This is a genomic window from Nocardiopsis mangrovi (genome assembly GCF_042653925.1).
GTDB lineage: Bacteria > Actinomycetota > Actinomycetes > Streptosporangiales > Streptosporangiaceae > Nocardiopsis_B > Nocardiopsis_B mangrovi.
Map to the genome: position 1 here is coordinate 1 of NZ_JBHSFQ010000051.1, position 17,951 is coordinate 17,951.

Below are 17,951 nucleotides of genomic sequence, written 5' to 3' on the forward strand. Positions count from 1 at the left end.
GCCACCGTCCGTGAACTGGCCGATTCAGTGTCCGGTTGGCTCTAGGCACTGTGACGACGCCGTGGCCCCTGGAACCGTGCCGCCCACCGGCGCGGGTCCGGGGCCCGGCGCCGCCGGGCCGTGCCCGGGTGGGGGGCTCGGCCGCCGCGGGGGCTGGTGCCATCCGTTCCCCGCGGCGGCCGTGCCCGTGCGCCGCCGCCTCGTGGCGGCGCGGTCGGGGTGCGGCGGTCAGCCGCAGTGCTCGAAGGGGCTGGTGTAGCTCTGCGATCCCACCGATCCGCCCCAGCGCACGCAGGTCGCAGGGGCCGCCCGGCGGACCGGGCCGGCGTAGTACGCGAAGGAGCCGGAGTCGGTGACCCGGGCCGATCCCCGGACCTCCAGGAAGGCCGAGGTCGCCGAAGCGGTGCCGACCGAGGCCGCCTTGATCGTGACCGCGCAGTTGTTGCTGTTGGCGGCGTTGTAGAGCAGATAGGCGGTCCCGGCCGCGCCCAGTGCCTGGGAGTCGATGACCGAGTAGCCCGATCCGCACACCGCCGACGCGGTGTAGGGGTTGCCGCCGCCGCTGTTGTGCGAGGTCAGCGTCTGGTTCGGGTAGCCGAAGCGGGCTCCGTTGAAGTAGGCGGGCTCGATGTTGGCGGGGTAGGAGGTGTCGGTGGTGCGCACCTCATAGTGCAGGTGCGGCGTGATGTCGTTGCCCGGCCGGCTGGTGTCGCCGACTTCGCCGATCTTCTGTCCCGCTGCCACGGCCGTCCCGGCCGCCACCGACCGCACGCGCAGGTGGGCGTAGTAGGTCCGCCAGCCGCCGCCGTGGTCGATGACCACGAGGTTGCCGTAGCCGTTGGTGTCGCCCTGGTGGGCGGAGGTGATGACCGTCCCGGCCGCTGCGGCCGCCACCGTGTCGCCGAGGTCGGCGTCGGGGGTGCCGCCGCGGTTGAAGTCGATTTCATAGGAGCGGTGGGCGCTGCTGTCGCTGGAGTCGCCGGTCCAGGTCTGGCCGGCGGGGAACGGGAGCTGGAAGGCGGGCCGGGGCCCCGCGGCCTGGGCCGGGGCGGCCCCGGCGAGCAGCCAGGCGGTGCCCACCAGAACCGCGGTCGCGGCGGCGGCCGCCGCCTTCGTCCACGCTGTCATCCGCCTCATCGTCCGCATGGCCGACAGAGTCGCGTCCGGACATACAGCGCCGCTACATCGCGAGACCGCGGGAGCAACGGGACCAAAGAAGCCGCATTCGTGACGAAAGCCGCGACGGCCCCCTCTTCTTCCGCCGCCCTCCCCTGTACCTTCGTCCCGGGGGGCACCTGTTCCGTCACGGAGGGTCGACCATGTCTCATCCGGAACCGCGGTTCGGCGTCCTGGGGCCGTTGCGGATCCCCACCGGGGCGGGCGCCGCGGGGCTCAACGCGGTCAAGCCGCGGATGCTGCTGGCCACCCTGCTCCTGGACGCCGGCCGGGTGGTCCCGCTGGACACCATCGTCGAAGCGCTGTGGCCCGGGCGCCCGCCGCGCTCCGCGGTGGCCAACGTGCGCACCTACGCCAGCTCGCTGCGCTCCGCCCTCGGCGGCGACCGCCTGCGCTCCGAAGCCAGCGGCTACGCCATCCGCGTCGAACCCGGCGAACTCGACCTGCACGTCTTCGACGACCTCGTGCGGCGCTCGGCGGCCGCACGCGGGGCGGGCCGGCACGAGGACGCCCTCGGCCTGCTGGACGACGCGCTGGGACACTGGCGCGGGCGCCCCTTGGCCGACCTGCCCGCCGGAGCCGCCTGGGAGGACGCGATCGGGCGGATCACCGAGCGCCACGTGGCAGCCGCCGAGGAGCACGCGGCCCTGCACCTGGCACTGGGGCGCCACACCGCGGCCATCGCCCCGCTGCGCGCGCTCCTGGCCGACCACCCCTTCCGCGAACGCCTGTGGCTGCACCTCGTCCTCGCGCACTACGGCTCCGGCCGGCGCGCCGAGGCGCTGAACACCTACGCCGAGGTGCGCCGGCTGCTCGTCGCCGAACTGGGGGTGGAGCCGTGCGCGGAGCTGCGCCAGGTCCACGACGCCGTGCTGCGGGGCGAACCCGTCGCCGGGACCGTCGCGGCCGCCCTCGCGTCGGTCCTGCCGCACGTGGTCCCCGCGGTCTGCCAGCTCCCCCGCGACCTGCCCGATTTCCAGGGCAGGGACACCGCGCTGCGCGACCTGCGGCACTTGGCCTGCGACGGCCGGGGCGCCCCCGCGGTGGTGGTCGTCGCCGGGCCACCGGGCGTCGGCAAGTCGGCGCTGGCCACCCGCGCCGGGCACGCACTGCGCGACCGGTTCCCCGACGGCCAGTTGCACCTCGACCTCGGCGGGGCGGGCGACGCGCCCGCCTCCCCCCACGACCTGCTCGGCGACCTGCTGAGCTGGCTCGGCGTCGTGGGCCGCGCCCGGCCGGCGGGGATCGCCGCCCGCGCCGCCCTCTACCGTTCGCGGATGGCCGGGCGGCGCATGCTGCTCATCCTGGACGCCGCGGCGGACGCCGACCAGGTCCGCCCGCTCCTGCCGGGCACCGAGGGGTGCGCCGTGATCGTCACCGGCCGCCGCCGGCTCTCCGACCTGCCGGGAGCCCGCCTCCTGGAACTCGGCATGCTCGACGCCGCCGCATCGCGCGCCCTGCTGGAATCGGCGGCCGCGCCGGGCGCGGCCGCCGCCGACCCCGCGGCGGCCGAGGCCATCATGCGCTCCTGCGGGGGGCTGCCGCTGGCGATCCGGCAGGCCGGGGGCCGGCTGTCCGGCCGGCGCGCGTGGCCGCCGGGCGTCCTGGCCGAGCGGCTGGCCGACGAACCGCGCCGGCTGACCGCGCTGGGGGTGCGCCCCGGCTTCGCCGCCGCCTTCGGCGACCTGCCCGGACCGGCCGCGGCGGCGTTCCGGTCCCTGGGCGCGCTGGGGGCCACGGCATCGCTGCCCACATGGGCGATCGGGGCGCTGGCGGACCGCGACGACGCGGAGGCCGAGGACGTGGTGGACGCGCTGGTGGAGGCGCACGCGATCGAGCCCGCCGGGGTCGACGCGATCGACCAGCCCCGCTTCACCATGCACGGGCTCGTGCGCCTCTACGCCGGGGAACTCGCCGACCGGCCCGGCGCCCGCTCCGAGCGGCGCGCGTCCCTGGAGCGCCTGGCGGGGGGCTGGCTCGCCCTCGTCGAATCCGCCAACGCGGGGATCCCGGTGAGCCCATTCGTCCCCCGCCTGGGCGGCGCCGGGCGCCGCCCGCCCGGCGGCACCGCCGCGAGGCGCGCGGCGGACCGGCCCCGGGCCTGGTTCGACGCCGAGCGCCCGGCACTGGTCGAAGCGGTCGGCCGGACCGCCGGCGCCGGACTGGCGGATCACGCCTGGGAGCTCGCCGTCTCCCTGGTGCCCTACTTCGACATGCACGGGCACTACGGCGACTGGTACCGCACCCATTCAACCGCTCTCGCGGCGACGCAGGCGGCCGGGCACCGCCGCGGCGAGGCGGCCCTGCTGCGCGGCCTGGGCCAGCTGCGGGCCTATCAGGGCGACCACGAGCGCGCCACCGCCCTGTTCGAGCGGTCCCGGCGGATGTTCGCCGAGTGCGGCGACGGCCACGGGGAGTCCATCGCGCTCACCGGGCTGGCCACGGTGGCGCGGATGCGCGGGCGCTACACCGACTCCCTGGAGCACTGCCACCGCGCGCTGGAGGGCGCGCTGGCGGCGGGCGACCGCCACGGGGAGACCCTGATCCGGGCGTCGATCGGCCGGCTGTGGCGGGCGTGCGGCGACCGCGACACCGCGCTCGACTGGCTGTCGGCGGCCCTGGACCTGAGCCGGGACACCGGCGACCGGCACCGGGAGGCCCACGTGCTGCACGAGATCGGGCTGCTGCGCGCGGGCGACGGGGCCCGCGCGGCGGCCATGGCGCGGTTCCGCGCGGCGCTGGCCATCTTCCACGACATCGGCGACCGCGAGGGGATCACCGGCTCCCTCGCCGTGATGGACCGCACGGCCCGCCTCGTCCACACCGGCCGCGCCCCGCACGCCGACCGCCCGCGCGGCGCACGCGTCGCGCGGCCCACGCACACCGGCTGACCCGTCGTCCCGGCGGCATCCGCGCGCCGAGGCGGGACGGCCCGCGCGGGTGTCAGCGGTGGTGCCAGTAGCGCAGGCGGTCGGCGTAGGGGTCATGGGCGACGCCGGGGCCGGTGTCGAAGACCCGCACGGGGCGGTCGACCGCGTCGTAGCGCGGCCAGGCATCGTCGGCCGGGCGGCCGTCGCGGACGAAGGAGACCCAGTCGCGGTGCATGAGGTCGGCGAGGGACCGCGGGGGGCGGTCGCCAGCCAGCGCCGCGACACCGGGCGCGTCGAGCAGGTCGAAGGTGAAGGCGAGGTCCAGGGCGTGGCAGGCGCCCAGCCGGCCCTCGAAGGCCGGCGGGCGCCAGGCGAACTCGTACATGTAGACCCCGGGACCGCCCGCCTTGGCCTGCGCGTCGGCCACGCGGACGCCGGGCACGCGGAAGAACCGGTCGGTGGCGATGGCCGCCAGCAGGTCGCCGGGGACGCGGTCGTGCCCGTTGCCGACGTAGTGCCGGATGCCGAGCGGGCCCAGCCCGTATTCGGCGGCGACGCCGATCAGCACCGGCCAGGTGACGCGGTCGATCCCGCCGTCGGGCACGAGGAAGGCCCGTTGTTCGTCGGTGGTCGTGCCGATGAGCAGGCCGATGTGCGCGGCGTCGCCGCGGGCGATGGCCTCGGCCGGCGGAAGGGGCAGCGAGGAGGTGCCGGTGACGGGCTGCAGCATCATCCGGTCGGCGAGGACGCCGCCCCATAGCGCGACGTCGATCGACGGGGCGACCTCGCCGGCGAGCCGCCCGTGGGTGTCGGCCAGCTTCTGCGGGTCGACCGTCGCGAACGCCTCCCGGGTCGGGGGGATCCCGAGGTCGTCGGCGAAGAGCCGGGTGATGCGGCGGGCCTGCCGCCGGGTCAGGGTGGAGTCCGCCGAGCCGCTCTGCATGATCGCGCGGGAGAAGAGCCCCTTGGCTCGCGGCATGGCCATGAGGGCCGCCACGCTCATGGCGCCCGCGGCCTGCCCGGCGACGGTCACCTGCCCGGGGTCGCCGCCGAAGGCGTCGATGTTGTTCTGCACCCAGTTGAGCGCCAGGAGGATGTCGAGCAGCGTGCGGTTGGCGTCGTCGTCTCCGGTGTAGAGGAGCCCCTCGGCTCCCAGCCGGTAGTCGACCGAGACGAACACGATGCCGTCGCGCGCGAAGGTCCGCCCGTTGTACTGGGGCGCGGCGCTGGAGCCCTCGTTCCAGGCGCCGCCGTGGATCCAGACCATGACCGGCCGGGCGCCGTCGTCGGCGGCGGGGGTCCACACGTTGAGGTTCAGGCACGCGTCCCCGGGGACGGCGGGCGAGGGGAAGAGGGTGTCGTAGGGCGGGTGCTGGGCGCTTTGGGGCGCCGTGGGGCCGAAGCCGTCGGCGGGGCGCACGCCCGTCCACCGCCGGGGCGGCCGCGGCGGGCGCATCCGCAGTTCGCCGACGGGCGGCGCCGCGTAGGGGATCCCCAGGAACGCGGTGGTGCCGCCGTCGTCGACGCCCTCGACCGCGCCGCCGCAGGTGTGGACGATCGTGCCCATGAACCCTCCCAGAAGAGCAGAGGGGGCGGTTTCACTTAACGTAACATTCGGTGCACGGCCCGCCATGGCCGCCGCGCCGCCGCGGCCGATCCGGCCGGTGCGCCGCTCCCGATGCGCTCCCCGGCCGCGCGGCACGGCCCCCGGCACACGCGGTGTGCGCCGAGAGCCGGCCCGCGGGCTCCGGACCGCGCACGGCCCGGGGAGCGGCGGCGGGGCCCGTCCTTCCCCGCCCCCGCTCACGGCATCGGCCCTGGCGGACGCGGCCCGGCGCGCGGGCCGCGTCCGCGCCGGCCGCCCTTTCTCAGCCGGTCCGCCCCCCGTTGGGCAGGCGGCGGAAGCGGACCCGCGGCCGGACGGCCGGCTCCGGCGTGGGCGCCGCCCTTCGGCCGGCCTCGCCGGGCACCGCCTTCCGTGCGGCCCCCGCGGCCCCGGCGGGCATGCCGGGTACAGCGGGCGGCGCCTGCCGCGCCTCGGCCGTCACCGGCCCGTCTGCGGGGCGGGCACCCCGCCCTCCACGGCGGCCGCGCCTGCCGCGCGGCTCGCGCCCGCGAACTCCCACCGCACGCCACGGTGCCCGGCCACCACCTCGCCGACCCGTCCGAACACGCTGCGCTCCATGGACCCCTCCTTGCGTGGAACCGGCGTCACGCCGATTCTTCCCGCGCCCGGCCGACCCGGCAACGACTTTCGGTTTAGACCTAAAAACCCAGGTCAGAAGGGTGAAAGAAGATTTCGGACGAGCACCCCGAACACCCCGGAACGCGCATCGCGGACGCGAAGGGGGCGCGGCCTCCTCTCCAGGCCCGCCCCCATGCGTCCGGCCGCCCGCTCACCCCCCGATGAGCGGGCTCCCCTGCCGCAGCAGCCGGTCGGCCAGGTCGCTCAGGCTCAGCCCGGCGACCGCCGGCACCAGGACGCCGCGCACCGTGTCGACCTCGGCGACCCAGGATCCGGGCAGCGCACCGGCTCCCCGCACCGCCCCGCACAGCGCTCCGACCATGGCCGGCACGCTGTCGGACTGGCGGGCCATGAGCGCGGCGGACTGCACGCCCTGGGCGGGATCGCCGCCGCTGAGCCGGGCGATGGCCAGGGCCACCGGCAGGGTCTCCGGCGCGACTCCGGCATGGCTGTAGCGGCCGGGGCTGAGGACCCGGGTCAGTTCCGGCACCGCCGCGAAGGCCGATTCCGCGGTCTCGCGGACCCGCTGCGCGTGCCGCAGGTTGCGCCCCAGCCAGCTGTCCTCGGGGACCCGGGCGACCCCCGCGGCGACGGCGTCCTCCAGGTCCGCGCCGCCGACGAGCGCGGCAATGGTGCGCGCCATCGCCTCGGCGGCCCACACGCCGTCCTCGGCGTGGGTGATCCCCGCGTAGCCCGCGGCGGCGCCGCCCGCCACGTCGGGGTCGCCGGCGTAGCGCACACCGAAGGCGACGCCGGTCGCCACGGCGCCGTCGTCCCAGTGGACGGGGTTGTCCGCGCCGGTCGCCGGCGGCACGAGGCCGGCCCGGGTGTTGCGGATGGCCGAGCGCTCGGCGATCCCGGTCCAGACGTCCGGCTCCTCGGCGTAGTAGCGGCGCCAGGCCGCGAACAGCCCGGGGGCGTCGTGTCCGTCACCGTCGAGCAGCGCCATCGCCGCGACGGCCATGGCCTCGGTGTCGTCGGTGCCGCAGAGCGGCTCGGGTTCCGTCGCCGCCGGGCTGAACGGCAGGAGGGGCCGGGAGACCTGCTGGGCGTCGAGGTCGGCGGAGAGCCGCCAGAGCATCGACCGGCTCCAGCCCGACCGGGCCGCGCGGTGGAACCAGGCCGGCAGCCCGGCGGCGTCGCCCACGGCGAGCCCGAGCACCGCCCCGCGGGCGGCATCGCGTCGGTCCACGGTCATCGGGTCACGCTCCCGTCGTCCGGTGCGCCGGCGCGCCGCGGCGCGGCCGCCGCGGCGGCGGCGCACAGTTCATCGGCCAGCCGCACCAGGTCGGTACCGCGGGTGGCGGTGATACAGCGGCCGGTGACATTGGTCACCTGCTCGCGCCAATCGTCCGGGATGGCGCTTTCACCGTGCAGCGCGCCGGCCATCGCGCCGACCATCGCCGCGATGGTGTCGGAGTCGCGCCCGATGTTGACCCCGCTGAGGATGCCGGCGACGGGGTCGCCTCCGGTCGCGGCGAAGATCCCGAACGCCAGCGCCACGGCCTCGGGGGCGGCGTCGGCCCACGGGTAGTGGAACAGCGGGATCTCGCGGTACAGAACGGCCTCGGCCTCCTCCGGGCCGCCCGCCCGCTCGGCCAGGCCGACGGCGCGGCGCGCGAGCCGCGCCGACCAGGAGTCCTCGGGCAGCGCCGCGAGCCCCGCCGCGAGCACCTCGCCGTGGTCGCGCGCCGTCATCGCGGCGGCGACCGCCGCGGCGACGGCCTGGGCCCCGTAGATCCCGTCGCGCGCGTGGCTCACCCGGGCGTCGACGGCGGCCGTGCGCGCCGCGCCCTCGGGGTCGCCCGCGTGGAACACGCCGATCGGGGCGACGCGCATGGCGGCCCCGTCGCTCCACGACTCGTAGCTGTCGGCGCCGCTCACCGGCGGGCGCAGGCCCGCGCGCAGGTTGGCGATCGCCGCCATCTCGCTGAACCCGGCCCCGTAGAAGCCGCCCACCTGCCCCTCGACCGCCTCCAGCCACAGGGCGGCGACGTCGTCGGAGGTCAGTGCGGCGCCGTGCCGGAGGAGGCCGCGGGCGCACAGGACCGCGTACTCCGTGTCGTCGGTACCGGCCGCGTCCTCGCTGAGGAACCCGGTCACCCGGCCGTGCAGCGCGCGGATGCCGTCCAGGGTCATGCCCTCGGTCGGCGCGCCGAGCGCGTCGCCGGCGGCCAGGCCGAGGAGCGCCCCGCGGGCCCGTTGATGCCGCTCCGTCGGCGGCGCTCCGTGCGGTGTTCGGTGTCGGTTCATGGTGTCCACGTACTCATAACCTCATAGGGGACATAGGGGGACGTTCATCGCTTTCGCCCTCAGTATTGACGCCCCGGCCCATGGGCGGCAGTATCGGGTCTGATAAAAAGCCAAAACGATTTGCGTAGGAGGACGGTCCGTGCCGAAAGTAGGCGGTCGCGTCGGCATCGGCGATGTCGCCGCCGCAGCAGGGGTGAGCACCACCACGGTCTCACACGTCCTCAGCGGCAACCGCCCGGTCCGGGCATCCACACGCGCCCAGGTCGAGGCGGCCATCCGGCAACTGGGCTACCGGCCCGACCCCAGCGCCCGGAGCCTGCGCATCCAGCGCACCGAGAACGTCGCACTCGTGGTGCCCGACATCACGAACCCGTTCTTCCCGCAGCTGGCCGCCGGGATGCAGGACATCCTCCATCCGGAGGGCTACCTGATCTCGGTGAGCGACGCCGCGCTCCCGGTCCGCAGCCTGGACGCGGTCGTCCAGCACCTGCTCGACCGCCGCATGGACGGCATCGTGATGGCGCCGCACTTCGCGACCTCGGTGCACCATACCCGGATCGCGGAGTCCGGCGCCAAACTGATCCGCCTCAGCGGCTCGGTCGACGACGGCCTGGGCGACATCGTCCGCTCCGACGACGCCGCCGGGGTCGCGAGCGTGGTGCACCACCTGGTGGAGCGCGGGTACCGGCGCATCGCCTTCATCAACGGCGAGGAGACCGCCGAGCCCGGGCGGCTGCGCATCGCGGGCTACCGGCTCGGGCTGAGCGAGGCCGGCCTCGCCTACGACAGCCGCCTCGTCCACACCGGGACCTTCACCCGCGACGGCGGCATGACCGGGGCCGAAGCCCTCCTGCGCGGCGACGCCCGGCCCGACGCCATCGTCTGCGCCAACGACCTCATCGCGGTCGGAGCCATGGACGCGCTGCGCCGGCGGGGGCTGTCCATCCCCGGCGACATCGCCCTCACCGGTTACGACGACATCGAGGCGGCCGCACTGCTCTCGCCGTCGCTGACCACCGTGCACAACCCGGCCCGCGAGATAGGGCGCTCGTGCGCCCGCCTGCTGCTGGACCGGCTCGCCGACGGCTACGACGGCCCGCCCCGCGACGTCGTACTGCCCAACCGGCTCATCCCGCGTGAGTCCTCATAGACCCCACGTCCCGGTCCCCCGGGTAACCCGTCACATCCCCTGGCCATTGGAAGCGCACTAATGTCCCGACACTTCTCCCGCCGCAATTTCCTCCAGGCAAGCGGCTCGGCATTCGCCGGCGCCGTCCTCCTCGGCGGCTGCGGCGGCGGCTCCTCCTCGTCGACCGTGCAGTACTGGGGCGCGTTCCCCAGCACCGAGACGGAGGACTACTTCCGCGAGAACTACATCGACGCCTTCAACGCCCTCTCCGACGAGAACCAGGTCGAGATGAGCGTCCGCCAGCTCACCGAACTGGCGCAGCAGACCGACGCGGCGGTCTCCGCGGGCAACGCCCCCGACATCGTCTACAGCCCCGGTCCGTCGACCGTCGTGGGCTACGCGACCGGGGCGAAGATCCTCGAACTCAACGACTACGCCAACTCCTTCGGCTGGCGCGACGCGATGCTGCCCTGGGCCTACGAGCTGAGCCAGGTCGACAACACCTTCTACTCGCTGCCCACCAGCTACGGGTCGATGGTGCTGTACTACAACCCGGCGACGTTCGAGGAGCACGGCTGGGAGCCGCCGACGACCAAGGCGGAGTTCGAGGCGCTGTGCGCCGACGCCAAGCGCGAAGGGCTCATCCCCGTCGGCGCGGGCAACAGCGGCTACCAGGCGCAGACCGAGTGGTACCTCACGGCCTTCCTCAACATGGCGGTCGGCCCCATCACCCTCTACGAGACGCTGACCAGCGGCCAGGACTGGGACGACGACGCCATCGTCGAGGCGATCACCATGTACAAGGAGCAGCTGGACAACGGGTGGTGGGGCGGCGACACCGAGCGCTACTTCACCAACACCGACCCCGACATGCTGACCGGCCTGGCCAACGGCGACGTCGCGATGTACATCAGCGGCACCTGGAGCTTCGGCTCGATGTCGACGTTCTTCACCGACGGCGCCGAGTGGGACTGGGCCCCGCTGCCCTCCCTCAGCTCCGACGTGGAGCCGGGGGTGTTCCCGCTGGCGATCGGCACCAGCCTGTCGATCTCCGCCAGCACCCAGAACGCCGACAGCGCCGCCGCGTTCCTGGACTTCATGGTCAACGACCCGGAGCGCTCGCTCGGCTACCTCGCCGCCACCGGCGAGAACCCGCCCCCGGTCAACATCACCGCCGACCAGTTCCCCGAGGACGCCGACGAGCGCTCGGTCCGGCTCTACGAGTCGATCCCCGAGAGCGCCAACCTCGGCTACACGAGCTGGACCTTCCTGCCGCCGCGCAGCAACGCCTACTTCTTCGAGGAGTTCGACCGCGTCATCACCGGCGACGTCGAGCCGAGGGAGTACTGCGAGGGCCTGGCGGCGGAGTTCACCGCCGAGGTCGGCGAGCGGGCGGTCCCCACGCCGTTCACCCCTGAGGGCTGACGGGAACACGATCTCCGATGAGTCTGCTTGTCGTGAGCGACCGCGCACCGGCGCAGCCCGCGCCGGCGCGGTCGCGCGCACGCCCCCGCCGGCGGCTGGTGGGCTGGCTGTTCATCCTGCCGCTGTTCGTCGTCAACGTCATGGTGATCGCCGGCCCGGCCGCGATGTCGGTGGCCTACTCCTTCACCGACTGGGACGGGCTCAGCACGCCGTCGTTCATCGGCCTGGACAACTACGCGGCCCTGTTCAGCGACACCGGGTTCCGCACGGCGCTGTGGCACAACCTGCTGTGGACGGCGTTCTTCCTGACGGTCCCCATGGCGATGGGGCTGCTGGGCGCCTATCTGCTCTCGCAGATCCGGCGCTTCCAGATGCTCTTCCGGCTGCTGTTCTTCGTGCCCTATGTGGTCGCGACGATCGTGGCCTCGTCCGTGTGGCGCCAGCTCCTCGACCCCGATGAGGGCGTCGTGAGCGCCCTGCACGGGATGGGACTGCCCGTTCCGGGGGACGTGAACTTCCTCGGCAACGGGGACCTCGCCCTCGGGTCCATCGCCGTCATCAACAACTGGCAGTGGTGGGGCTTCCTGATGCTGCTGTTCCTGTCGGCGATGCAGGGCGTCGACTCCTCGCTGTACGAGGCCGCCCGCCTCGACGGCGCCGGGAAGTGGCGCGAGTTCTGGCACGTGACGCTGCCGGGGATCAGGCCCACCTTCGTGTTCCTGTTCCTGATGACCATCATCTGGTCGTTCCTGGTGTTCGACTACGTCTACATCCTCACCAACGGCGGCCCGGCCGGCTCGACGGAAGTGCTCAGCACCCTGCTGTACCGCACGGCCTTCGGCTCGCAGCAGGCCGGCTACGCATCGGCGATCGGCGTGGTCATGGCGCTGATCAGCGCGGTCACCGTCACCGGTTACCTGATCCTGCGCAAGCGGATGAGGTGGGACGTATGAGCGCGCCGCCGCGCACCCGGAGGAGGGCCGCCGCCCGGCCCGGTGTCCACCTGCTGCTGGTCGTCCTGGCGGTCTACGCCATGGGCCCCATGCTGGTGCTGTTCCTGAGCGCCGTGAAGTCGCCCGCCGAGGTCAGCGCCTCCCCGCTGGGCTGGCCCAGCGAGTTCGTCTGGGAGAACTTCACAACGGCCTGGACCGACGCCCGGATGGACACGGGGCTGCTCAACAGCGCGGTGATCGTGCTGGGCACGGTGCTGGGCGTCTGCGTGATCTCCGGCCTCGCCGCCTACGCGCTGGTGCGGCTGGACCTGCCCAAGCCGGGCGTGATCATGCTCTACCTGCTCGTGGTCACGACGATGCCGATCCAGCTCTCGCTGGTCCCGCTGCTGTCGTGGTGGACGACGCTGGGGCTGTACGACACGCAGTTCGGGCTGATCGTCATCTACTGGGCGCTCTACAGCCCGTTCGCGACACTGCTGCTGCGCTCCTACCTGATCGCGATCCCGCCGGAGTACGAGGCGGCGGCCCGCATCGACGGCGCCGGCGAGCTGCGGGTGTTCGTCCGGATCGTGCTCCCGCTGATCTGGCCGGGCATCCTGACCGCCGCGCTGGTCGCGGGGCTCCAGGCGTACAACGAGTTCCTGCTCGCGGTGACGTTCCTCCAGGACCGGGAGTCGCTGCCCGCGTCGATCGCGCTGTTCTCCTTCCAGGAGGGCTACGCGATCAACTACGCGCTCGTCAGCGCCGCCGGGATGATCATGGTCGCGCCGATGCTGCTGGTGTTCCTGCTGCTCCAGCGGCGCTTCGTGGCCGGCTACGCCTCCACCGGCATGGCCAACTAGCCCCCTCCCCCGGACGGCGCCCGGGTTCAGCGCGCGCCGTCCTCCCTGCTGTGCGGGTCCGCCGGCTCGCACAGCAGGGTCCAATCCGCTGCGCGCGCCGCGGACGACACCGGCGCGGCCGCGAGTGGGGCCGGCGTCGCCGGGCACCGCTACGGCTGCGGGAGCTCGCCTTCGGGGGTGTACCCGTCGACCGCCTGGGGAAGGATCCGGGCGATCCGTTCGGCCGCCTCGGCGGCGGACATCCCGGCCCGCTCCGCGGCTTCGTCGAGTTCCTCGGGGGCCAGCGCCTGGGCGATCTCCTCACCGCTGACGGCCTCGTTGGCGTCCGTGCTCACCCACGAGCGCGCCTGCTCGCCGAGCCCGCCGAGCCGCAGCTGCTGGATGAGGTCCTCGATCAGTTCGGCGCCGAGCGCGGCGCCGATCCCCCCGGGCTCCCTGAGCAGGTCGCCGAGGACGTCGCCGGACGGACCGCCTTCGTCGCCGCCGTCCCCCTCGACGGAGTCCCCGGCATCAAGCAGCTCCCCGAGCAGGCGCCCCAGGTCGTTCCCTCCGGCCATGGCCCTTCCTTTCCCCCAGACCACACCCAGCGTTGACCACGAGACGTCACGAGTCAACTACCGAAGGTGCCGGTGCTTTCTCCGGTCGCCCTCCGCCGCCCGCGAGGGCGGCGGTCGCCAACCGGACCACCGCGTCGACGGCACCGGCCCGGGACCGACCGGGCGGCGGGGCGAGTACGGCACCGTGGATCTGCGCCGTCACCCCTTGGACCGCCAGGAGCGCGCTGAGTTCCGGGTCGGATCCGCCCGCTCCCAGGCGGCGCAGTTCACCGGCCAGCGCGTCGGCCACACGCAGTTCCGCCGCCCGCGCCCGCACCGGCCGGCGACACGCAGGGTGATGTCGGATTTCGGCCGGTCCCCGGCGGTGAGCATCGGCGATGCTGGACGCATGCACCACGACAGGGAGCAGTGCGTACGGGCGGTCCGGTCCAAGGACGCGCGATTCGACGGATGGTTCTTCACGGCCGTCGTCACCACCGGCATCTACTGCCGGCCGAGCTGCCCGGTGGTACCGCCCAAACCGGAGAACATGCGGTTCTACCCGAGCGCCGCGGCCGCCCAGCAGGCCGGGTTCCGCGCCTGCAAGCGCTGCCGCCCCGACGCCAGCCCCGGGTCGCCCGAATGGAACCACCGGGCCGACGTCGTCGCCCGTGCGATGCGGCTGATCGCCGACGGGGTCGTCGACCGCGACGGGGTGCCCGGGCTCGCCGCCCGCCTGGGCTACAGCGCCCGCCAGGTCGAACGCCAGCTCCTGGCCGAACTCGGCGCGGGTCCGCTGGCCCTCGCGCGGGCGCAGCGGGCGCAGACGGCCCGGCTGCTGATCGAGACCACGCGGCTGCCGATGAGCGATGTCGCGTTCGCCGCGGGTTTCGCCAGCATCCGGGCGTTCAACACCACCGTGCGCGAGGTCTTCGCACTCAGCCCGACACAGCTGCGCGACCGCACCGCGGGCGGACGGCCGCCCGCCGGGCCGGGGACGCTGTCGCTGCGGCTGCCCTTCCGCGCTCCGCTCTTCCCCGACAACCTCTTCGGGCACCTCGCCGCCACGGCCGTCCCGGGGGTCGAGGAGTGGCGCGACGGCGCCTACCGGCGCACCCTGCGCCTCCCCAGCGGCCACGGCATCGCCGCGCTGCGCCCGCTCCCCGAGCACGTCGCCTGCACGCTGACCCTCTCCGACCTGCGCGACCTGCCGATCGCGGTCAGCCGGTGCCGGTGGATGCTCGACCTCGACGCCGACCCCGTCGCGGTCGACGGCCAGCTGCGCACCGACCCGGTCATGGCGCCGCTCGTGGACAAGGCCCCCGGCCGCCGGGTGCCGCGCAGCGCCGACGGCCCGGAGTTCGCGGTGCGGGCGGTCATCGGCCAGCAGGTGTCCACCGCCGCCGCGCGCACCCACGCCGCGCGGCTGGTCACCGCCCACGGCGACCCGCTCGACGACCCCGCGGGCGGCCTGACCCACCTGTTCCCCGCCCCCGGCGCGCTGGCCCGGATGGACCCGGCGGAGCTGGCGTTCCCGCAGACGCGCCGGACGACGTTCACCTCGCTGGTCACGGCCCTGGCCGACGGCGCCATCGACCTCGGTGTCGGCGCCGACCGCGCGGAGGCCCGCGCCCGGCTCGCCGCCCTCCCGGGCGTCGGCCCCTGGACCGTCGAGTCGATCGCGATGCGCGCCCTGGGCGACCCCGACGCCTTCATCGCCACCGACCTCGGCATCCGCAGGGCGGCCCAGGAGCTCGGGCTCCCGACGACCCCGGCGGCCCTCACCCGGCGGTCGGCGGCCTGGCGCCCCTGGCGCGCCTACGCGACGCAGTACCTGTGGGCCACGGGCACCCACGCCATCAACCGCCTGCCCGCCGAATGACCCCCGCCGCCCGCGCTCCCGCACCTGCTCCCGCACCCACACCCGAACGCCGACGCCCCGACGACCGCAGACAGGACCTCCGCATGGCCTCCGCCGCCGCGACCCGCGCACACGCCCTGATCGACAGTCCCGTGGGGCCGCTCACCCTGGTGGCGTCGGCCACCGGCCTGACCGGCCTCTATATGGAGGACCAGCGGCACCGTCCGCCGCAGGAGGCGTTCGGCGACCGCGCGCCCGCGACGACGCCGGTGTTCGCGACGGCCGCCGAACAGCTCACCGCCTACTTCGCGGGCGCCCCGGCGGGGTTCGACCTCCCCCTGGACCTCCACGGGACCCCGTTCCAGCGCCGGGTCTGGGCCGGCCTGCTCACCATCCCCTACGGCGAGACGATCACCTACGGGCACCTCGCCGAGGAGATCGGCAGCCCGGGCGCGTCACGCGCCGTGGGCCTGGCCAACGGGAAGAACCCGATCGGCATCATCGTCCCCTGCCACAGAGTCGTCGGCTCCGCGGGCTCCCTCACCGGCTACGGCGGCGGCCTGGACCGCAAGCGCTTCCTCCTCGCCCTCGAACGCCGCTCCCGCCCCACCGACGCGTCCCCGCCGCCGGGGCTGCTGTTCTGAACCCGCCCGGCCCGCGCCTCGTCGGCCGGGACAGGGCAGGGCAGGGCGGCCGGGCGGCACCGTGCCCGCCTACGGCGTATCGGCGGCGGACGGCGCGCCGCGAGTCCCCCCGGCGCCCCCGAACGCCTGCCGGTGGTCCGCCGCCCAGGCGGCGAAGGTCCCCGGGGCACGGCCCAGGACCGCGGACACGTCGCCGGTCAGGACCGCGTACCCGCCTTCGGCCAGCCGGGTCATCCCGGCGACGGACTCCTCGACGCTGTCCGGACGCATCCCCCTGTCGAGCATCATGGTGCGCGCGTCGTCCATCGTCGCGTCCCTGGTCCCGATCCCGGTGCCGAGCACCCGCTGGAGCACGGCGACCTGCTGTGCGAACGTCAGCAGTTCCGGACCGGTCAGGGTGTACGCGCGCCCGGCATGGCCCCCGGTGGTGAGCGCCTCCACCGCGACCGCCGCGACGTCCCGCGGATCGACGATCCCGACGGCGCCGCCCGAGGTCCAGTCCGGCAAGGGGAGCCCGCCGGCGATCATCGGCGCATAGGGGAGCATGTTGGACGCGAACGTGGCCGGCCGCAGGACGGTCCAGGTCAGGCCGCTGTCCCGCGTGGGCTGTTCGCAGCGCCGGTGCCAGGTGCCCGGCTCGCCGCCGCTGATCGCGCCCAGTTTGACGATGCGCTCGACCCCCGCGGCCCTGGCCGCTTCGACGAGGGCGGCGTCGTGGTCGACGACCGGCTCGGGTGGCGCGGTCACCAGATAGACGGCCGACACTCCGGCGACGGCCGGAGCGAGGGAGGCCGGGTCGGCGAAGTCGGCCCGCACCGCATCGGCGCCGGGTACCGCCACCCCGCGGCGGCTCATCGCGCGCACCTTCTCGCCCCGTTCGAGCAGACGACGGACGACTTCACTTCCGGTGGTGCCGGTGGCACCCGTGACAAGGATCATGCGAGAGACGATCGCAGGACCGCACTAGCCCCCTCTATGAAGTTCCGGCACAGTTGGAGCGTGCTCAAGAGACGCCCGATCGGCGTGGCGCCGGAGTTGCGCCCGTGGATCTCCGAGATCACCGCACTGCACGCGGATGCCGACACGGTCGTGGTCGACGAACCGGACCACGCCACGACGCTGACCCTGCGGTCGGCTCCGGGCGAGTCCCCCCGGCTGGTGGTCATGGGGCCGCGGACCCGTGCGCTCTACTTCACGGGCGCTCCCGGCCCGTCCTGCCTGAAGGTCCGCGTCCGCCCCGGACGGGCACGGCGGCTGCTCGGCCGCTCGCTGCGCGGCCTCGTCGACCAAGTCGTGCCGTTGAGCGAGCTGTGGGGCTCCGCCGATCCGCTGGCCGGCCTGCCGGCGGATCCCGACGCGTTCGCGCGGGCGCTGGTCGCGGCGGCGCGCGGCGGGCCGGACGTGCGCGGCGACCTGGTCGGCGAGGCCGCCGGGATGGTGTCCGCGGCCGGCGTCCGCACGAGCGCGGACCGGCTGCACATCAGCGAACGCCACCTGCGCACCCTCTTCGCCGACGGCGTGGGCGTGGCGCCGAAGCGGTTCGCCCGCATCGACCGGGTCCGCACCGTGCTGGAGCACGGCACGACCCGGCCGTGGTCCGAACTCGCGCTCGCCGCCGGGTACGCGGATCACTCGCACATGACAGCGGAGTTCCGGTCCCTCATGGGGGTCCCGCCGACGGTGTTCTTCGCCGGCGGCGTGTCGCCCGACGTCCACTGCGGCACATCCTGACCGGCCGGTTCCGGCGGCCGCGCGCACGGCGGACGTCGTGCCGGACGGGGCCGGCCGCCGCACAGCGAAGGGTCGTCGCGGGGGCCGGGAACGCCGAAACCCCGGTGTGCGCCGACGGCGGCGGCCCGGGGTTTCGCGGTGGAAGAGGGGTGCGCCATCAGGGACTTGAACCCCGAACCCGCTGATTAAGAGTCAGCTGCTCTGCCAATTGAGCTAATGGCGCGTGTCGCGCGCGTGCGCTGCGGCGACGGAGACGACTCTACCGGATCTCCGGAGGTCCTCCGCC

Annotated in this window: 15 protein-coding genes and 1 tRNA gene; 8 read left to right on the forward strand and 8 right to left on the reverse strand. The window is 74.6% G+C overall.

From position 1 onward, the window contains the following. Nucleotides 1–228: 228 nt before the first annotated feature. Nucleotides 229–1,128 carry a M23 family metallopeptidase gene (locus ACFO4E_RS28795; protein WP_378580255.1) on the reverse strand — a complete coding sequence of 300 codons (900 nt, stop codon included), beginning with the start codon at nt 1,126–1,128 and terminating at the stop codon, nt 229–231. Between the two features lie 191 nt (nt 1,129–1,319). Between ACFO4E_RS28795 and ACFO4E_RS28800 the strand changes: the two genes are divergently transcribed. Continuing rightward, entirely contained in the window at nt 1,320–4,067 is a 2,748-nt protein-coding gene (locus ACFO4E_RS28800) for an AfsR/SARP family transcriptional regulator (RefSeq protein WP_378580257.1), read from the forward strand. 52 nt (nt 4,068–4,119) lie between these two features. On the opposite strand, the gene ACFO4E_RS28805 is transcribed toward ACFO4E_RS28800, so the two are convergent. The 4 genes from ACFO4E_RS28805 to ACFO4E_RS28820 all read right to left on the reverse strand — a co-directional run bounded on the left by ACFO4E_RS28805 (nt 4,120) and on the right by ACFO4E_RS28820 (nt 8,544). After that, nucleotides 4,120–5,613 carry a carboxylesterase/lipase family protein gene (locus ACFO4E_RS28805; protein WP_378580259.1) on the reverse strand — a complete coding sequence of 498 codons (1,494 nt, stop codon included), beginning with the start codon at nt 5,611–5,613 and terminating at the stop codon, nt 4,120–4,122. 477 nt (nt 5,614–6,090) lie between these two features. Beyond that, a complete protein-coding gene (locus ACFO4E_RS28810; protein ID WP_378580260.1) occupies nt 6,091–6,231 on the reverse strand; it encodes a hypothetical protein in 141 nt (46 codons plus the stop codon). Nucleotides 6,232–6,442: 211 nt separating this feature from the next. Continuing rightward, nucleotides 6,443–7,489 (reverse strand): ADP-ribosylglycohydrolase family protein, encoded by a 1,047-nt coding sequence (locus ACFO4E_RS28815; protein ID WP_378580262.1) that lies wholly within the window; start codon nt 7,487–7,489, stop codon nt 6,443–6,445. Then, nucleotides 7,486–8,544, reverse strand: a complete 1,059-nt coding sequence (locus tag ACFO4E_RS28820; RefSeq protein ID WP_378580264.1) for an ADP-ribosylglycohydrolase family protein — start codon at nt 8,542–8,544, stop codon at nt 7,486–7,488. The genes ACFO4E_RS28815 and ACFO4E_RS28820 overlap by 4 nt, the downstream gene beginning before the upstream one ends. Nucleotides 8,545–8,683: 139 nt before the next feature. Between ACFO4E_RS28820 and ACFO4E_RS28825 the strand changes: the two genes are divergently transcribed. The 4 genes from ACFO4E_RS28825 to ACFO4E_RS28840 are packed head-to-tail and all read left to right on the forward strand — an operon-like array spanning nt 8,684 to nt 12,893. After that, nucleotides 8,684–9,694 (forward strand): LacI family DNA-binding transcriptional regulator, encoded by a 1,011-nt coding sequence (locus tag ACFO4E_RS28825; protein ID WP_378580266.1) that lies wholly within the window; start codon nt 8,684–8,686, stop codon nt 9,692–9,694. A 60-nt stretch (nt 9,695–9,754) separates the two neighbouring features. Continuing rightward, the gene (locus ACFO4E_RS28830) at nt 9,755–11,098 is read left to right on the forward strand and encodes an ABC transporter substrate-binding protein (protein WP_378580268.1); all 1,344 of its coding nucleotides are present in this window, start codon (nt 9,755–9,757) and stop codon (nt 11,096–11,098) included. Between the two features lie 17 nt (nt 11,099–11,115). Further along, nucleotides 11,116–12,051, forward strand: coding sequence for a carbohydrate ABC transporter permease (locus ACFO4E_RS28835; RefSeq protein WP_378580270.1), 936 nt, complete (start codon nt 11,116–11,118; stop codon nt 12,049–12,051). Then, nucleotides 12,048–12,893: a carbohydrate ABC transporter permease gene (locus ACFO4E_RS28840; RefSeq protein ID WP_378580273.1), complete on the forward strand. Its 846-nt coding sequence runs from the start codon at nt 12,048–12,050 to the stop codon at nt 12,891–12,893. The genes ACFO4E_RS28835 and ACFO4E_RS28840 overlap by 4 nt, the downstream gene beginning before the upstream one ends. 149 nt (nt 12,894–13,042) lie before the next feature. Here the strand turns inward: ACFO4E_RS28840 and ACFO4E_RS28845 are convergent, their stop codons facing one another. Beyond that, complete coding sequence (locus tag ACFO4E_RS28845) at nt 13,043–13,450, reverse strand: YidB family protein (RefSeq protein WP_378580275.1); 408 nt, start codon at nt 13,448–13,450, stop codon at nt 13,043–13,045. Nucleotides 13,451–13,838: 388 nt separating this feature from the next. Here ACFO4E_RS28845 and ACFO4E_RS28850 point away from each other — a divergent pair, with 388 nt between their 5' ends. Both ACFO4E_RS28850 and ACFO4E_RS28855 read left to right on the forward strand, forming a co-directional pair. Then, nucleotides 13,839–15,311: an AlkA N-terminal domain-containing protein gene (locus ACFO4E_RS28850; protein ID WP_378580295.1), complete on the forward strand. Its 1,473-nt coding sequence runs from the start codon at nt 13,839–13,841 to the stop codon at nt 15,309–15,311. An 83-nt stretch (nt 15,312–15,394) separates the two neighbouring features. Then, complete coding sequence (locus tag ACFO4E_RS28855) at nt 15,395–15,934, forward strand: methylated-DNA--[protein]-cysteine S-methyltransferase (RefSeq protein ID WP_378580277.1); 540 nt, start codon at nt 15,395–15,397, stop codon at nt 15,932–15,934. Nucleotides 15,935–16,003: 69 nt separating this feature from the next. On the opposite strand, the gene ACFO4E_RS28860 is transcribed toward ACFO4E_RS28855, so the two are convergent. Then, on the reverse strand, nt 16,004–16,873 hold the full coding sequence (locus tag ACFO4E_RS28860; RefSeq protein ID WP_378580279.1) for an NAD(P)H-binding protein: 870 nt from the start codon (nt 16,871–16,873) through the stop codon (nt 16,004–16,006). A 60-nt stretch (nt 16,874–16,933) separates the two neighbouring features. Between ACFO4E_RS28860 and ACFO4E_RS28865 the strand changes: the two genes are divergently transcribed. After that, nucleotides 16,934–17,665, forward strand: coding sequence for a helix-turn-helix domain-containing protein (locus ACFO4E_RS28865; protein WP_378580281.1), 732 nt, complete (start codon nt 16,934–16,936; stop codon nt 17,663–17,665). A 150-nt stretch (nt 17,666–17,815) separates the two neighbouring features. Here ACFO4E_RS28865 and ACFO4E_RS28870 read toward each other — a convergent pair. Then, nucleotides 17,816–17,888, reverse strand: a tRNA-Lys gene (locus ACFO4E_RS28870). Nucleotides 17,889–17,951 lie beyond the last annotated feature (63 nt).

What these genes read in the sequence shown, in the direction of transcription:
- ACFO4E_RS28795 (WP_378580255.1), bottom strand. Translation starts at nt 1,128, where the DNA reads ATGACAGCGTGGACGAAGGCGGCGGCCGCCGCCGCGACCGCGGTTCTG.
- ACFO4E_RS28800 (WP_378580257.1), top strand. Translation starts at nt 1,320, where the DNA reads ATGTCTCATCCGGAACCGCGGTTCGGCGTCCTGGGGCCGTTGCGGATC.
- ACFO4E_RS28805 (WP_378580259.1), bottom strand. Translation starts at nt 5,613, where the DNA reads ATGGGCACGATCGTCCACACCTGCGGCGGCGCGGTCGAGGGCGTCGAC.
- ACFO4E_RS28810 (WP_378580260.1), bottom strand. Translation starts at nt 6,231, where the DNA reads ATGGAGCGCAGCGTGTTCGGACGGGTCGGCGAGGTGGTGGCCGGGCAC.
- ACFO4E_RS28815 (WP_378580262.1), bottom strand. Translation starts at nt 7,489, where the DNA reads ATGACCGTGGACCGACGCGATGCCGCCCGCGGGGCGGTGCTCGGGCTC.
- ACFO4E_RS28820 (WP_378580264.1), bottom strand. Translation starts at nt 8,544, where the DNA reads ATGAACCGACACCGAACACCGCACGGAGCGCCGCCGACGGAGCGGCAT.
- ACFO4E_RS28830 (WP_378580268.1), top strand. Translation starts at nt 9,755, where the DNA reads ATGTCCCGACACTTCTCCCGCCGCAATTTCCTCCAGGCAAGCGGCTCG.
- ACFO4E_RS28835 (WP_378580270.1), top strand. Translation starts at nt 11,116, where the DNA reads ATGAGTCTGCTTGTCGTGAGCGACCGCGCACCGGCGCAGCCCGCGCCG.
- ACFO4E_RS28840 (WP_378580273.1), top strand. Translation starts at nt 12,048, where the DNA reads ATGAGCGCGCCGCCGCGCACCCGGAGGAGGGCCGCCGCCCGGCCCGGT.
- ACFO4E_RS28845 (WP_378580275.1), bottom strand. Translation starts at nt 13,450, where the DNA reads ATGGCCGGAGGGAACGACCTGGGGCGCCTGCTCGGGGAGCTGCTTGAT.
- ACFO4E_RS28850 (WP_378580295.1), top strand. Translation starts at nt 13,839, where the DNA reads ATGCACCACGACAGGGAGCAGTGCGTACGGGCGGTCCGGTCCAAGGAC.
- ACFO4E_RS28855 (WP_378580277.1), top strand. Translation starts at nt 15,395, where the DNA reads ATGGCCTCCGCCGCCGCGACCCGCGCACACGCCCTGATCGACAGTCCC.
- ACFO4E_RS28860 (WP_378580279.1), bottom strand. Translation starts at nt 16,873, where the DNA reads ATGATCCTTGTCACGGGTGCCACCGGCACCACCGGAAGTGAAGTCGTC.